Consider the following 14,092-nt stretch of genomic DNA (forward strand, 5'->3'; position numbering starts at 1 on the left):
AGGTCGGCCCGGCCGACCCGAACGACCAGGAGCAGAGATGATCGAGACCAGGGGGCTGCGGAAGTCCTTCCGCTCCCGCGCGGGTCGAGAGACGAAGACGGTGGACGCCGTGCGGGGCGTCGACCTCAAGGTCACCGAGGGCGAGATCTTCGGCTTTCTCGGCCCGAACGGCGCAGGCAAGACCACCACGCTGCGGATGCTCGCCACGCTGATCGAGCCGGACGGCGGCGACGCCACCATCGCCGGCGCCGACCTGCGCAAGGACCCGGCCGAGGTGCGCCGACGGATCGGCTACGTCCCGCAGGGCGGCAGCACCTGGGACGAGTCCACCGCCCGCGAGGAGTTGGTGCTGCACGCCCGCATGTACGGCATCGGCAAGGCCGACGCGCAGCGCCGCGCCGCCCGCGCGCTGGACGCCTTCCAGCTCACCGAGTACGCCGACCGCAAGTGCAAGACCTACTCCGGTGGACAGCGCCGGCGGGTCGAGATCGCGCTCGGCATCATCCACGAGCCGAAGATCGTCTTCCTGGACGAACCGACCACCGGCCTCGACCCGCAGAGCCGCGCGCACATGTGGGACGAGATCCGGAGGCTGCGCAACGACGGGATGACCGTCTTCATCACCACGCACTACCTGGACGAGGCCGACGCGCTCTGCGACCGGATCGCGATCATGGACAACGGCGAGATCGTGGCCGAGGGCACCCCCGCCGAGCTCAAGCGGGAGATCTCCGGCGACGTCGTGCTGGTCGGCCTCGACCTGGCCGCGACCCCGCAGGCCGCCCAGTCGCTCGACGGCGAGGCGTACGTCAACAAACTGGAAACCGTCGACGAGGGCGGCCTGCGCCTCTACGTCGACGAAGGCGCCACCGCCATCCCGCAGGTGCTACGCCGACTCGACCACGCAGGCCTGGAGCTGCGCTCGATCGAGCTGCACCGACCCAGCCTGGACGACGTCTTCCTCACCAAGACCGGCCGCTCGCTGCGCGAGTCCTGACCAGCAGCGGGCCGGGCTCTTCTACCGGCACCGCTCGCTGCGCGAGTCCTGACCACCGCTCGCTGCGCGAGTCCTGATCACCCGGAGACCACTCATGAAATTCGCCCGTGACACGTGGCTGATCTTCCAGCGGCAGACCCAGTTGCTGCTGCGCAACCCGGTCTGGGTCTTCGTCGGCGTCTTCCAGCCGGTGATGTACCTGCTGCTCTTCGCCCCGCTGCTCAAGCCAGCCCTGAACGCACCCACCCAGGCCGCCGCCTACAAGATCTTCGTACCCGGTCTGCTCGTCCTGCTGGCCATCTTCGGTGGCCTGTTCCAGGGCTTCGGCCTCATCGCCGAGCTGCGAGCCGGGGTCATCGAACGCTCCCGGGTCACCCCGATCAGCCGGCTCGCCCTGCTGCTCGGCCGCTCGCTGCGCGACGTGGTCTCACTTCTCGTGCAGGCCGTCATCATCACCCTGTTGGCGCTCCTGTTCGACCTGCGGGTGTTCATCGGTGACCTGCTACTGGCGTACCTGATGCTCGCCCTCATCGCCCTCATGACCTCGGCCGTCTCCTACGGCGTGGCGCTCAAGGTCAAGAGCGAGGACGCGCTGGCCCCCCTGATGAACACCGTGGCACAGCCGGTGCTGCTGCTGTCCGGCATCCTGCTGCCGCTGACGTTCGCGCCCGGTTGGTTGCAGGGCATCGCCGACTGGAACCCGTTCTCCTGGGCGGTCGACGGCACCCGCGCGTTGTTCGCCGGTGACCTGGGCAGCGACAAGGTCTGGCAGGGCCTGAGCATCACCGCGGTGCTCGCCGTGCTGGGCGTCTACTGGGCGGCACGTCAGTTCGCCCGCAGCGTCCGCTAGAAGCTGGCCGGCCTGCCGGCCTGCCTGCCTGGGGCTGTCCTGGCTTGCCTGCTCGCCCTTGATCGACTCGGTTTCCTGGAAGTCGGGGTGTCCTACCGCGTGGGATGCCGCGACTTCCAGGAACTCGAGTGGATCATCGCGCTCAGCGCACCCGGGCGAGGGTGAGACCGTCCGCGATCGGCAGCATCACCGGGTCCACCCGTACGTCGGCGAGCACCTCGTCGTTGAAGGCGGCGATGGCGCGGTCGCCTTCGTTCTGCGGCGCGAGGATCCGCCCGCCGCGCAGAACGTTGTCGACCGCGATCACTCCACCGGGTCGCATCCGGGGCACCAACTCGGCCCAGTAGACCGGGTAGCCCGTCTTGTCGGCGTCGATGAACGCAAAGTCCAGGTAGCGCTCGTGCGGCAACTCCCGCAACGTTTCCCCGGCCGGGCCGATCCGCAGGTCGATCCGGTCCTGCACACCGGCACGCGCCCAGTAGCGCCGGGCGATGCCGGTGAACTCCTCGGAGATGTCGAAGCAGGTCAGTTGCCCACCGTCGGGTAGCCCACGGGCGATCGCCAGCGACGACAGCCCGGTGAACGTGCCGATCTCGACGGCCTGCCGCACGTCGAGGAGCCGGGTCAGGAAGGTCAGGAAGGCCGCCTGCTCCGGTGCCACCTGCATGGAGGCGTGCTCCGGCAACACCGACCGGGTTTCCTCGGCCAGGTCCTGGATGATCTCGTCGGGCGGAGCGCCGTGTGCGACAAGGTACGCGTGCAGCTCATCGGTGAGCGGGATCGACTTGGTGGTCATGACCGGACGTTACCGAGTGGCTCGACAGATTGGCCGCCCGGCGCGACCTTCGTCCAGAGGTCGGTGATCCGCAGATCGAGTTCGGCGAGGAGGCGGCGCAGCAGCGGCATCGACAACCCGACCACCGTGCCCGGGTCTCCCTCGATCCGCTCCACGAACGCCCCGCCGAGCCCGTCGATCGTGAACGCGCCGGCCACGGCCAGCGGCTCGCCACTGGCCACGTACGCGGCGATCTCGTCGTCACTGATGTCGGCAAAGTGGACGGTTGTCGAGGCGACCGCCTCCGCGCGTCGTCCGGCGACGACGTCGATCAGGCAGTGCCCACTGTGCAGAACACCGCTGCGCCCCCGCATCCGCAGCCAACGTCGGGTCGCATCCGCCGGGTCCGCCGGCTTACCGAGGATCTCCCCGTCGAAGGCCAGCACTGAATCACAGCCGATCACCAGCGTCCGTTGATCGCTGGCCGGGCTCAGCCGGGTCAGCACCGCCTGGGCCTTGAGCCGCGCCAACTCCAGGCACAACTCCTCGGCCCGGTCGGTCACCACCAGGGATTCGTCCACCCCGCTGACCAGCACGTCCGGCTCGATGCCGGCGGCCTGGAGGGACTTACGACGGGCAGGGCTCGCCGAAGCGAGCACGAGGCGGAGCGGCAAAGAGTCAGACACGAGCCCGACGTTACCGGCAAGCCCTCCACCACGACTCAAGACTCGGGCTCGCCTTTGATCGACTCGGGTTCCTTGAAATCGCGGTGTCCTGCTGGCCTGGATACCGCGACATCAAGAAACCCGAGTCGATCAGCCTGCCGCAGACCGATCAGCGACTAATTCTGGGCGGCGGATCATCACTGCGACGCCGACGCCGCGCCACCACCGCCCAAGCCACCCCGGTAGCCACGATCACGCCCAGAGTGGCCAGGCCACGTGCCGTCGCGCCGCTGCCATCATCACCCGGCCGCTGCCCGGCCGCCGTCGTCGACGGGCCAGCACCGGCCGGCGCGCTCACAGACTCAAACCCAAGCGGCGGTACGTCTGCGGTCAGTGCCGCCACCAGGTCGATCACGCCATAGCCGTACTCGTCGTCACGCCCAGGCGGGCCCTTGTCGACGGCGGTCGCAGTGAGCCGGTGCGCTACCTCACGTGCGGGCAGATAGGGGTACTTCGACCTGATCAAGGCCGCCGCCCCTGCCACGATCGCCGTCGCGTCAGAGGTCCCAGTCCCTTTGCGGTACTTGCCGTCGATGCTCGTGCTGTAGATGTCGACCGCAGGTGCGACCACGTCAATCTCCGGTCCGGTAACGGAGACAGCAGCGCGGTTCCCATCCCGGTCGACTCCACCAACAGCGATAACGCCGTCTTCTGAGGCTGGATAACCAACTGCGGAGTCTTGCGGGACATTGCCAGCGGATGCCACCACTATGACATTTGCTGCAAGTGCGGCCTTGATGGATCGTTGTAAAGGGATCCCTGCGCCACCCACCGAAGATATGCTGATTATGTCAGCCCCGTTGTGTACGGCGAAATCGATGCCGGCGGCCAATTTTTCAGGGTCACCCCGACCGTCAACAGGCGTGTCTCGAATAGGCAGAATGTGGGCATCCGGCGCGATGCCTAGGGCCCCTAGATCTGCCCCCTGTCCGTGAGCAGCGATGAGACCGGCCATGCCAGTGCCGTGACTGTTCTGGTCCTGCTGACCGTTGCCGTCGCCGCCGGCGATGATGTCAGTCCCTACAAGGAGATTTCGGTGTAGATCAGGGTGTGGTTGGACGCCGGTATCTGGAACCGCGACAGTTACTCCTGCTCCCCGGCTGAGGAGCTGCGCGTCGGGGGCCTTGAGGTAGCCCAAGTGCCACTGATCCGACCTGATTCGCTGGGCCTGGCTGGGGTTGTTGCTTGAGTTCTGACTGCTTCTTTCCATGGGATGAAAAGCGAAAACTGCTACTGCGGAGATGGCCGCCAGCATTTTCGAGGGCAGTGTGTAGTAGTGCATTACCGATTAAAGCCAATGGCTGGGCCAGGGTCGGGCGGGCTCTGTTCCTCGGGGGGTCGGACGACAGGCTCTACCCCCTTCTCAGTCTCCCATGGCTGGTCCGGATCCCAGGCGTGTCGGTGTTCGTCCTGTTCCTGCCTGTGCCTCATAGGGTGGCCGGGTGGGTAGCTAGGCCCAAGGTTCGATGCGCCGCCAGAGCCGGGAGCGCCACCTATTGGCGGCAAGTGCTGACCTCCGGGTAGGCCGCGACCTCCGCCTGGGCGAGAGCCCGCCCCACCAGTTGGCGTGGTGCCGGCACCACCGCCACCAATCACGCCCCCGATCGGATTAACTCTTCGTGTCGAGTTAGTGGGGGATGCAGGTTGGCCGAGACCAATGCCGGGCGCCCCTCCAATAAGGCCACCTGGCGGCATCGCTCGCGTTGGCGGCGGCGTGTGCGGAACTCCGTCTCTTATTCCGCCGATCGTACGGCTGTTTGCTCCGGAGCCTTCGCTTGGAGGTGGAGCTGAGGATCTAATTATCGGACCAGGTGGCAGAGGCGGTGACAGCCCGATGCTGGTCGGCGAGATGGGAACTCCGGCGCCCGGTGCTCCAAGACTGGCTGGTGGTGGCACCACTCCAGCACTGGTGCCGCCAAGTATCGGACCCGTTATGGGCGTGGCCTGGGTGGGTAGCGGGCCAGTCGCCACAGTGGGCGACGGTGGCTGTGGGGCCGCACGGGCGGGCATAGGCATCGGAAGAATCGGAGGAATTATTGGAGCGGTGGCGCTATAGACGTCTGGGTCTGAGGGATCTCTTCTCGGGCGTAGAGGCGGCGGCGGTGGTTTTTGGAGCGTCGCTTGGGCTTGTTGAAGTTCTCCGCTGAGGCTGAACATCATGGCCCGTGCCTGCGAATTCAGCCGTTCCAGCTCGCCGTCCGTAACGGGTGCCTCGGTGACCCGGTTGCCCATCACGGCTTTCGGGTCGGCGGCCATCGAGTCGTACGCCTGCTTCTGCTGGAGCTTGGCCGCGTACTCCTCGTAGATCTTGCCGAGCGCGGCGCGGGTGGTGCCGATGGCCTGGGTGGCGGCGGACAGGGCGGTGTAGTTCGCGGCGGCTGCATCGTGGGTGCGCCGCACCTTGTCGATCAGCTGGTCGAGTTCGGCGAGGTACGTGCTGGAGGCGGCGCTGGTCTCGGGTGGCCAGGCCTCGGCGAGCCCGCGCCGGTATTCCTGGAGGCGGCCGAGGTGGATCTGCGCCAGGTCGCAGACCTTGCGCCAGCCGGCGACCTGTTTCCAGTGGTTGGCGGTGTCGTGGTCGTGCAGGCAGGCCCACATGCTGTTGACGTCCATGAGCTGCCAGTCGGTGAGGCCGGAGGTGCGGCCGGTGCCCCGTTCGATCACGGCAGCACCACCGGTCCTTCGGCGTCGGGGCCGGTCGGGTCGGTCAGCATGGGTGTCGGGCGGCCGGGCAGGACGGTGCTCGGGTCGGCGAGGGCCCGTCGCACGTCGACGACGCGGGCGGCGGTGAAGGCGTCGCTGTCGGCGTAGTGGGTGGCGACCCGATCGGCGGCGGCGGCCAGGTGGCCGGTGGCGCCCCGGACGGCGTAGACCATGTCGGCGGTGGCCTGCTGCGTCTCGTGGTGCGCGTGCAGGAACGTGACCAGCTCGACGAACGCGTCGCACGGGTTGGGCAGCTTCGCGGACATGTCCTCGGCGATGTACGACAGGTGTGGCGCGTAGTTGCTCTCGACCTCGGCGGCGAGCCGGTCGGCGAAGTCGCGCAGTTGGCTGATGTCGGCCTCGATGCCGCCGTAACCGCGCAGCCAGGGCGCTGGCCGGCCCTCTTCGGGGATCATGGATCCTCCCTACCTGTGACGGCACCGCTTCTCTGAGTGAGGGTAACGGCTGGGCGTGCCCCTGGCAGCCCCCGCCCGGGCGGGTCGGGTCAGCGGGGCAGGCCTGCGGCGCGCCACCCGCGGGAGCTGGCCGGTCGGCCGCTGCGCGCCCAGGCGGACGTGGTCGCCGGTGCGGGGGCCGTGGCCGGGCGGGAGCGGACGACGATCGCCCCCACGAGGGCGGCCAGTTCCTCGGCGGTGGGTACGCCGCGGACGACCCGGATCAGCGGCTCTTCGGCAGACATGACGCCAGGGTACGCGGGGCGAAGTTGCGGGAAGCGGACAGTGGCGTGCCGGCGGTGTGAGCGTCGGCGGGTCCGGGTACCGTCTCACCGATGTCGAACGCGCTTCCCCAACTTGTCGCTGACCGATACCGGCTTCTGTCGCCGCTCGGCCAGGGCGGCATGGGCCGGGTGTGGAAGGCGCGCGACGAGGTGCTGCACCGGGACGTCGCCATCAAGGAGTTGGTGCCGCCGCCCGGTCTCACCGACGAGGAGCGCCGCGAGATGCGGGAGCGCTCGTTGCGGGAGGCCCGGGCCATCGCCCGGCTCAACCACGCCAATGTCGTCCGCATCTTCGACGTGCTGCGCACCGATGGCGATCCGTGGATCGTCATGGAGTACGTGGCGTCGAAGTCGTTGCAGGACACTCTCGCCGAAGACGGCCCGGTGTCGGTGGCCCAGACGGTGGAGATCGGCCTCGGTGTGCTGGGTGCCCTGAGCGCCGCGCACAAGGCGGGCGTCATGCACCGCGACGTCAAGCCGGGCAACGTGTTACTCGGTGACGACGGGCGGGTGGTGTTGACCGATTTCGGTCTCGCCACGATCCCGGGTGACCCCAATGTGACCCGCACCGGCATGGTCCTCGGCTCACCGGCGTACATCTCCCCGGAGCGTGCCCGTGACGGCACCGCCGGGCCGGAGGCCGACCTGTGGTCGCTGGGCGCGACGCTCTACGCGGCCGTGGAGGGCAAGTCTCCGTACGCTCGGCCGTCGGCGATCGGCACCCTGGCCGCGCTGGCCACCGAGCCGATCCCGCCGCCGAAGAACGCCGGCCCGCTCAAGGCCGTGCTCAACGGGCTGCTGCGCAAGGACCCGAACGAGCGGATCACCGCCGAGGTGGCGGAGCGGTTGCTGCGCCGCGCCGGGGGCAAGCGGGCGCGCGGGATTTCACTGCTCGATGGCGTACGCCGGCCGGGGCCGAACGGCCCGCGCGAGCCGCGCCTGCCGGTGGTGCCGGCGCCGCGACCTGCCGAGAGTGTCGACCGGCCGGTGTCGCCGCCGCCGCCGGCCGCTGCCGCAACCTCCGCTGCAACCTCCGCCGCTGCCGCAACCTCTGCCTCTGGCACGACCTCTGCCGCCGACGCCACGCCGACGACTGTCGTTCCGTCCGGTGTGGACGACGCCGACCCGACCGCGGCGGTGCCGGCCGAGCCGACCGCCACGATCGACCGCCCGTCCGATGCCGAGCCGACCACGAAGGTCGCGGCCACTGGCGACACGACCGGCGACAGTACGACGAACACCGGCGACGGCACGAGCACCCCCGACGACGAGCCGACGGTCGTCGACGGCCCGCCGGTGGCTCCGGAACAGCGCAAGCCGTCGACGCCGACGTCGCTCATGCCGCCGGTGAGCCCGGCCGGTCGTGCGGCGGTGCCGACGTACGGCGGTACGAGGCCGAGCAACACCCGACGCAACGTGCTGATCGGGGCCTTGGTCGCGCTGCTGCTGGTCGGCCTCGTGGTGATCGTGCCGCTGCTCAGCAAGGGTGACGACAAGACCCCGCAGGCCAACCCGACCGGGGCCGCCGCGACGTCCGCGCCCGCACCGACCACCGCTGCCGCGCCTCCGCCGCCCACCAGCGGTGCCCCGAGTCCGTCCGCCTCGGCCACCCCCTCGGTCGACCCGAACGCGTTGCCGGCGGGCTGGAAGCTGCACCGGGACCCGGCCGGCTTCGCCCTGCCGATGCCCGACGGTTGGGTGCGTAGCCAGGTCAACGGCAACACGGTCGTCTTCAACCAGTCCAACGGGCCGGGAAAGCTGCTCGTGCAGTGGACCCCTTCCCCGAAGAAGGATGCGGTCGCGGACTGGCGGGAGCAGGAGCCGAACCGCAAGAACCTCGTTGGCAACTACAAGTTACTCGGCATCGTCGGCTGCGACTTTTGGAAGACCTGCGGGGACTGGGAGTGGCTGGAGACCCGGGACGGGCAGCGGATCCACGTCCGTAACCGTGGGTTCGTGACGGCCAAGAACCGCGGCTACGCCCTGCGGTGGGAGATCGCGGAGAAGGACTGGCAAGCCAACCTGCCGAACTTCGACCGCATCGCCAAGGGTTTCGTGCCCGACCGTCAGGACTGAAACTGATTCGCATGACCTTGCGCCGTCCTGGGTAATTGACCTTCGACGACGGAGGGAGGCACGACATGGGTTACCGACGGAGGGACGCCCGGCCTCGGCTGGCACTGTGGATGCTCGTCGCGCTCGGCGACGCGATTCTGCTGCTGGTCACCATGGGGATTCCGGCGCTCATCGCACTGTTCGGCGTCGTGATCGTTGCCGGTTTCGGGGTGGCCGCCTGGCGGCTCACCCGCAGGGGCGCGTTGGCCCGTGAGGAAGCTGTGGTGCCGGCGTTGAGCCGGCGGCGGGCCTGACCCGTAGCCCGGTGTGTGGCGGCAGCCGGACCGATTGTCGACCGTGTGGTGACCGTCGATCCCGCTGCCGCCAACGGCCCGGTCAGGTGTTGTTGGCCAACGCGATCAGTCGACTCCGGTCGCCGTTCCAGTAGTTGCGGTCCACGTTGCCGCTGATCCCCGACACGGCCCCGGTGCTGGTGTACTGCCAGAAGCTCCACACCGACGCGCCTGCCGGTAGGGCACCCGGCGTGCTCGACCAGCGGGCCAGCCAGAGCGGGTGGTTCGCCCACGGGCCGGTCCAGCTGCCGGTGCACTGGTTCCACCAGCTGGCGGTGGTGTAGATGACCGCGTACCGGCCGGTGCGGGAGCGGTAGGTGTTCAGGAAGTCCTGCACCCAGTTGCGCATTCCGGTCGTGCTGAGCCCGTAGCAGTAGCCGCCGGCGTACGGGTTGCCCTCGATGTCCAGGGCCGCCGGCAGGGTGCGGCTGTCCGCCGACCAGGCGCCACCGTTGGAGGCCAGGTAGTTGGCCTGGGTGGAGCCTGCGGAGATGTTCGGCCGGGCGAAGTGGTACGCCCCGCGGATCACCCCGGCGTTGTACGAGTTGACGTAGTTCGCGTTGAAGCGCGGGTCCTTGTAGCTGGTGCCCTCTGTCGCCTTGATGAAGGCGAACTGGATGCCCGCGTTGCGGACGCTGGTCCAGTTGATTGCGCCCTGGTAGTTGGATACGTCGACGCCCGGGGTGGTGGCGGCGGCCGCCGGTCCGGCGGTCGCGACCAGGGCCGCCGCCGCGGTGGCGAGGACGGTGAGGCCGGCCGCGAGTGCGCGGCGCAGCGGTGATCGGGTACGGGCCATGAGTGCCTCCAAGGATGTCGCTCTATCGACAACCATCTTTGGAGGTAAGTGCCCTAGATCGCAAGGCGAGCAGAGAAAAGCTTCATCGGCGGGTCGTGAAGGCCCCGTGGCCGTGGAGAGGGTGGTTCAGCGCAGAGCGGCCGGGTCGAGCTGCCAACGGAACGGCTCGACGACGGTCAGAGTCTCGCCCGGCTTTGCCACCTGGTCCTCGACGTAGTGCTCACCGTCCAGCCGGAACAGCCGCAACGAGTGACCGTCCCCGTCCTGCTCAACCAGCAGATACCAGGGGATTCGCGCAATGGCGTAGAGCTGCATCTTGACCAGCCGGTCGGCGGCGGCGTTGCCGGGCGAGACGATCTCGCAGACGAGCACCACCTCGGCAGCCTCCACCGCCGTGCCCTCGTCGTCGGTGTCCGCGACAACCACATCGGGGATGACGATCCGATCCACCCCGAGCCGCACGTTGACCGCTCCGAAGACGGCGAGGCCGTCGGCCGCGCGCTCGACATGGTCGGCCAGCCGGCGCGATACCAACTGGTGGCGCTTACTCGGGACCGGGCTCAGAAGCAGGCTCCCGTCGAGCAGCTCGATCCGGTCCGGGGTTTCACCCAGGGCGAAGTAGTCGGCCTCGGTCCAGAGTCCGATGTGGTGTTCCAAGGACAACGAACCCATCTGTAATCACCTCTGCCTTCATGGCCACCCGATCCGTCTCAGGCACTACGAGCCGGTGCCTCGGGAGCGACACGGAACGCCGCCGGTAGGCTCGCGCCCCATGATGTCGATCGACGGGCTGGGCGACCTGTGGGACACGCTGTTCGGCGCGCAGCCGGACCCGCCCCCGCTGCTGGTGCTGATCACCGGGGCCGTCGCGCTGGTGGTGGTGTCCACCCGACTGCCCTGGCGGATCGCCCGTAACGCCATCACCATCGCCCACGAGGGCGGACACGCGCTCGTCGCCCTGCTCACCGGCCGCAAGCTGCGCGGTATCCGGCTGCACTCGGACACCTCGGGGCTCACGCTCTCCGCCGGGCGCCCCACCGGCCCCGGCATGATCCTCACCCTGCTCGCCGGATACGTCGCCCCGCCCCTGGTCGGGTTGGCCGGTGCGTGGCTGCTCGGCGGCAACCGGATCACCCTGCTGCTCTGGGTCGCTGTGGCGCTGCTGCTCGCCATGCTCATCATGATCCGCAACGCCTTCGGCGTGGTGTCGCTGCTGGTCACCGGCGCGCTGGTGTTCGCCGTCTCCTGGTACGCCACCCCGCAGGTGCAGGCCGCGTTCGCGTACGCCGGGGTGTGGTTTCTGCTGCTCGGCGGGGTGCGACCGGTGGTGGAGCTGCAACGGCTGCGGTCGCGCGGCCGGATGCCCGCCTCCGACGCCGACCAGCTCGCGGGGCTGACCCCGTTCCCGGCGTTCTTCTGGGTGACCGTCTTCGCCCTGGTCAACCTGGCCGCCCTGATCACAGGCGCCCTGCTCCTGACCGGCCCGATCCTCACCGATGCAGGCCTGACGCTCTGACCCCCCGGCCTCCGTCCGGGTCGATCAAGGAGTTGTGGTGGGCCGCCGCAATACCTCCGCAGCCAGGCACCACAACTCCATGATCGACGGCGGGAGGGGTGGCGGCGGGCAGAATGGGCGTCATGCGGTACGTGATCATTGGCGCGGGTGCGGTAGGCGGGACCATCGGCGTACGGCTCGCCGAGGCCGGCAGGGACGTGACACTGGTGGCCCGGGGCGCTCACCTGGACGCGATTCGTGCGCGGGGTCTGACCCTGCGGCAGCCCGACGGTGAGGTCACCGCCCGGCTCACCGCCGTGGACGGGCCCGACGAGCGGCTACTGCCTTCGGACACGGTGCTGGTGCTCACCGTCAAGTCGCAGGACACCGCCGGTGCGCTGGCCGCCTGGGTGGACGCCCCGGTGGTCGGCGGCGGTACGGCGGGCGAGCGGTTGCCGCTGGTGACCGCCCAGAACGGGGTGGCGAACGAGCGAGCGGCGCTACGCCTCTTCGCCGACGTGCACCCGGTCTGTGTCTGGCTGCCGGCCACCCATCTGGACCCGGGCGTGGTTGTCGCCAACGGCTACCCGCACCCCGGGATGCTCCACATCGGTCGCTACCCGGGCGGCGCCGACGACACCGACCGGGCGATCGCCGCGGATCTGGACGCCGCCGGTTTCGTCGCCCCGGTGCGCGCGGACGTGCTGCGCTGGAAGTACGGCAAGCTGCTCAGCAACCTCGGCAACGGCCTCCAGGCGCTGCTCGGGCAGGGCATCCCGGACGCGTTAGTTGAGCGGGTACGCGCCGAAGGTGTCGCCGCGCTCGCCGCCGCCGGGATCGTGCACACCTCGCCGGAGGAGGAGAAGGCCGAACGCGGTGACCTGGTGGGGCAGCGCCCGGTCGACGGCGAGGCCCGCTCGGGTGGCTCCACCTGGCAGAGCCTGGCCCGGGGCACCGGCTCGACCGAGGTTGACCACCTCAACGGCGAGATCGCGCTGCTGGGACGGCTGCACGGCGTGGCGACCCCGGTCAACGTCGCCGTCCAGCGGGCCGTACGCCGGGCGGTCCGCGAGCGGATCGCGGCTGGCGCGTTCCCGCTCGTCGAGCTGGAGAAGATGATCGCCTGATCGGGGCAACCGACGACCCTGCCCGGCGCGTGTTCCCTGCGAGCGACACGGGGAGGTAGCGGGTGCCGGACGTCGACGGGTTCGACGAGTTCTACCGGGGGAGCCGTCAACGGCTGCTCGGGTTCGTCTACGCCCTCACCGGCGACCGGGGCGAGGCGCAGGACGCCGTGCAGGAGGCGTACATCAGGGCGTGGCAGCGCTGGTCGACGGTGAGCCGGTACGACGACCCGGAGGCGTGGGTGCGGGTCGTGGCCAGCCGCATCGCGGTCAGCCGGTGGCGCAGCCTGCGCAGTCGTGCTCGCGCGTACCTGCGACACGGGGCCGTCGAGACCGTTCCCGGCCCGGGCACCGACACCGTCGAGGTGGTCGCCGCGCTGCGTCTGCTACCCGAGGAGCAACGCGTCGCCATCGCCCTGTACTACCTGGTCGGCATGCCGGTCGCCGAGGTGGCACGGGAGACCGCGGCCCCGGTGGGCACGGTCAAGGCCCGACTCTCCCGGGGGCGCACTGCGCTCGCCGGTCTGCTCGCCGTCTCTGACCTGGAGGAGGCCACCGATGCGTGACGAACCGACCTTCGTCGAACACGTCCGGCGGGACCTGCTCGACGTGCGCTGGCCCAGCCCGGAGGAGATCCGCGCCCGAGCCCGTCGCCGCAGCCAGCGCAGGATCGTGGTGTCCACCGTCGTGCTGGCCCTCGCCGGGGTTTCCGCCGTGGCGGTCGCCGCGCCGAGGACGTCCCCGCCATCGGTGCACCCGGCCGCCTCCGCCTCGCCCACCCGGCACGAGATCACCACCGATGCCCTGCTGCAGCCGACCGACCTGCCGGAGCCGGTTTACGTGCAGCTCAGCCAGGCAGGGCTGGGCGAGCCGGTCCGGCTGGACGATACGCTCGGCCGTTGCCGGACGAGCCAGGGGCAATCGGACGGCTGGCAGATGTCCATCCTGTCCCGTTCACAGACCCTCATGCGGAAGGCCACCCAGGGCGTCCTGGTGCCGGGCGACGCCCTGGCCATGCAGGATCTCTTCAGGCTGGAACCACAGACGGCTCGACAGCTCTTCACCAGTCTGGACGACCTGGTCGCGCCGTGCGCCGAGTGGCGAAGCGTCTCACAGCTGGAGACGGTGGACAGCACCCACACCGTGGAGGTGATCCACCGGTGGGCGGTGGTGCAGCGGGGCTTCGCGGGGGACGACGCCGCCATCCTGCGGGACACGTTCACGGCTGCTCGGGACGTGCAGACCGGGCAGACGTTCGGCAATGCACCGCCGCCGACCCTCCTGGCCATCGTCCGGGTCGGTGACACTGTCTCGCTGCTCCGCATTGCAGATGGCGGCACCGAGGCGAAACTCCGCCAGCTCGCCGTGGCGGCGGCAGCCCGGATGTGCGCCGCCGCCAACCCGGCCTGCTGACCCCAACCGAGGCGCTCGACCCGAGCAACATGCGGCGATGATCCGCGCAACATCAGGGATGTTGGTG

15 protein-coding genes are annotated in these 14,092 nt (G+C 69.5%); 8 read left to right on the forward strand and 7 right to left on the reverse strand.

The annotated features are described in order from the left end of the window. Window positions 1-37: 37 nt before the first annotated feature. A complete protein-coding gene (locus tag GA0070619_RS00240) occupies window positions 38-997 on the forward strand; it encodes an ATP-binding cassette domain-containing protein (protein ID WP_088946185.1) in 960 nt (319 codons plus the stop codon). A 94-nt stretch (window positions 998-1,091) separates the two neighbouring features. Continuing rightward, window positions 1,092-1,847 carry an ABC transporter permease gene (locus tag GA0070619_RS00245; RefSeq protein WP_088946186.1) on the forward strand — a complete coding sequence of 252 codons (756 nt, stop codon included), beginning with the start codon at window positions 1,092-1,094 and terminating at the stop codon, window positions 1,845-1,847. Between the two features lie 142 nt (window positions 1,848-1,989). On the opposite strand, the gene GA0070619_RS00250 is transcribed toward GA0070619_RS00245, so the two are convergent. From GA0070619_RS00250 to GA0070619_RS00275, 5 genes are all read right to left on the reverse strand, one after another. Then, window positions 1,990-2,643 carry an O-methyltransferase gene (locus GA0070619_RS00250; protein WP_088946187.1) on the reverse strand — a complete coding sequence of 218 codons (654 nt, stop codon included), beginning with the start codon at window positions 2,641-2,643 and terminating at the stop codon, window positions 1,990-1,992. Continuing rightward, window positions 2,640-3,308, reverse strand: a complete 669-nt coding sequence (locus GA0070619_RS00255) for a Maf family protein (protein ID WP_088946188.1) — start codon at window positions 3,306-3,308, stop codon at window positions 2,640-2,642. Before GA0070619_RS00255 ends, GA0070619_RS00250 begins: the two co-directional genes overlap by 4 nt. A gap of 148 nt (window positions 3,309-3,456) precedes the next feature. Continuing rightward, entirely contained in the window at window positions 3,457-4,557 is a 1,101-nt protein-coding gene (locus GA0070619_RS00260) for a S8 family serine peptidase (protein ID WP_088951457.1), read from the reverse strand. A 1,450-nt stretch (window positions 4,558-6,007) separates the two neighbouring features. Next, on the reverse strand, window positions 6,008-6,466 hold the full coding sequence (locus tag GA0070619_RS00270) for a hypothetical protein (protein WP_088946189.1): 459 nt from the start codon (window positions 6,464-6,466) through the stop codon (window positions 6,008-6,010). Between the two features lie 89 nt (window positions 6,467-6,555). Continuing rightward, window positions 6,556-6,750, reverse strand: coding sequence for an acyl-CoA carboxylase subunit epsilon (locus tag GA0070619_RS00275; protein ID WP_088946190.1), 195 nt, complete (start codon window positions 6,748-6,750; stop codon window positions 6,556-6,558). A gap of 90 nt (window positions 6,751-6,840) precedes the next feature. Here GA0070619_RS00275 and GA0070619_RS00280 point away from each other — a divergent pair, with 90 nt between their 5' ends. Both GA0070619_RS00280 and GA0070619_RS00285 read left to right on the forward strand, forming a co-directional pair. After that, window positions 6,841-8,865 carry a serine/threonine-protein kinase gene (locus tag GA0070619_RS00280; protein WP_088946191.1) on the forward strand — a complete coding sequence of 675 codons (2,025 nt, stop codon included), beginning with the start codon at window positions 6,841-6,843 and terminating at the stop codon, window positions 8,863-8,865. Window positions 8,866-8,930: 65 nt separating this feature from the next. Then, window positions 8,931-9,158 (forward strand): hypothetical protein, encoded by a 228-nt coding sequence (locus tag GA0070619_RS00285; RefSeq protein WP_088946192.1) that lies wholly within the window; start codon window positions 8,931-8,933, stop codon window positions 9,156-9,158. 82 nt (window positions 9,159-9,240) lie between these two features. On the opposite strand, the gene GA0070619_RS00290 is transcribed toward GA0070619_RS00285, so the two are convergent. Next, on the reverse strand, window positions 9,241-9,993 hold the full coding sequence (locus GA0070619_RS00290) for a GH25 family lysozyme (protein WP_088946193.1): 753 nt from the start codon (window positions 9,991-9,993) through the stop codon (window positions 9,241-9,243). A gap of 126 nt (window positions 9,994-10,119) precedes the next feature. Next, window positions 10,120-10,665: a Uma2 family endonuclease gene (locus GA0070619_RS00295; protein ID WP_088946194.1), complete on the reverse strand. Its 546-nt coding sequence runs from the start codon at window positions 10,663-10,665 to the stop codon at window positions 10,120-10,122. 100 nt (window positions 10,666-10,765) lie between these two features. Here GA0070619_RS00295 and GA0070619_RS00300 point away from each other — a divergent pair, with 100 nt between their 5' ends. The 4 genes from GA0070619_RS00300 to GA0070619_RS00315 all read left to right on the forward strand — a co-directional run bounded on the left by GA0070619_RS00300 (window position 10,766) and on the right by GA0070619_RS00315 (window position 14,025). Beyond that, entirely contained in the window at window positions 10,766-11,509 is a 744-nt protein-coding gene (locus GA0070619_RS00300) for a M50 family metallopeptidase (RefSeq protein ID WP_088946195.1), read from the forward strand. Window positions 11,510-11,631: 122 nt separating this feature from the next. Continuing rightward, window positions 11,632-12,615, forward strand: coding sequence for a ketopantoate reductase family protein (locus GA0070619_RS00305; RefSeq protein WP_088951459.1), 984 nt, complete (start codon window positions 11,632-11,634; stop codon window positions 12,613-12,615). Window positions 12,616-12,677: 62 nt separating this feature from the next. Then, a complete protein-coding gene (locus GA0070619_RS00310; RefSeq protein WP_088946196.1) occupies window positions 12,678-13,178 on the forward strand; it encodes a SigE family RNA polymerase sigma factor in 501 nt (166 codons plus the stop codon). Continuing rightward, window positions 13,171-14,025 carry a hypothetical protein gene (locus GA0070619_RS00315; protein WP_088946197.1) on the forward strand — a complete coding sequence of 285 codons (855 nt, stop codon included), beginning with the start codon at window positions 13,171-13,173 and terminating at the stop codon, window positions 14,023-14,025. Before GA0070619_RS00310 ends, GA0070619_RS00315 begins: the two co-directional genes overlap by 8 nt. Window positions 14,026-14,092: the final 67 nt, after the last annotated feature.

It is taken from the genome of Micromonospora zamorensis (assembly GCF_900090275.1).
In the GTDB taxonomy this organism is placed as follows: domain Bacteria; phylum Actinomycetota; class Actinomycetes; order Mycobacteriales; family Micromonosporaceae; genus Micromonospora; species Micromonospora zamorensis.

Excerpts from the sequence above, each read along its gene's own strand:
- GA0070619_RS00240 (WP_088946185.1), top strand. The coding sequence starts at position 38 with ATGATCGAGACCAGGGGGCTGCGGAAGTCCTTCCGCTCCCGCGCGGGT.
- GA0070619_RS00245 (WP_088946186.1), top strand. The coding sequence starts at position 1,092 with ATGAAATTCGCCCGTGACACGTGGCTGATCTTCCAGCGGCAGACCCAG.
- GA0070619_RS00250 (WP_088946187.1), bottom strand. The coding sequence starts at position 2,643 with ATGACCACCAAGTCGATCCCGCTCACCGATGAGCTGCACGCGTACCTT.
- GA0070619_RS00260 (WP_088951457.1), bottom strand. The coding sequence starts at position 4,557 with ATGGAAAGAAGCAGTCAGAACTCAAGCAACAACCCCAGCCAGGCCCAG.
- GA0070619_RS00270 (WP_088946189.1), bottom strand. The coding sequence starts at position 6,466 with ATGATCCCCGAAGAGGGCCGGCCAGCGCCCTGGCTGCGCGGTTACGGC.
- GA0070619_RS00275 (WP_088946190.1), bottom strand. The coding sequence starts at position 6,750 with ATGTCTGCCGAAGAGCCGCTGATCCGGGTCGTCCGCGGCGTACCCACC.
- GA0070619_RS00280 (WP_088946191.1), top strand. The coding sequence starts at position 6,841 with ATGTCGAACGCGCTTCCCCAACTTGTCGCTGACCGATACCGGCTTCTG.
- GA0070619_RS00285 (WP_088946192.1), top strand. The coding sequence starts at position 8,931 with ATGGGTTACCGACGGAGGGACGCCCGGCCTCGGCTGGCACTGTGGATG.
- GA0070619_RS00290 (WP_088946193.1), bottom strand. The coding sequence starts at position 9,993 with ATGGCCCGTACCCGATCACCGCTGCGCCGCGCACTCGCGGCCGGCCTC.
- GA0070619_RS00295 (WP_088946194.1), bottom strand. The coding sequence starts at position 10,665 with ATGGGTTCGTTGTCCTTGGAACACCACATCGGACTCTGGACCGAGGCC.
- GA0070619_RS00300 (WP_088946195.1), top strand. The coding sequence starts at position 10,766 with ATGATGTCGATCGACGGGCTGGGCGACCTGTGGGACACGCTGTTCGGC.
- GA0070619_RS00305 (WP_088951459.1), top strand. The coding sequence starts at position 11,632 with ATGCGGTACGTGATCATTGGCGCGGGTGCGGTAGGCGGGACCATCGGC.
- GA0070619_RS00315 (WP_088946197.1), top strand. The coding sequence starts at position 13,171 with ATGCGTGACGAACCGACCTTCGTCGAACACGTCCGGCGGGACCTGCTC.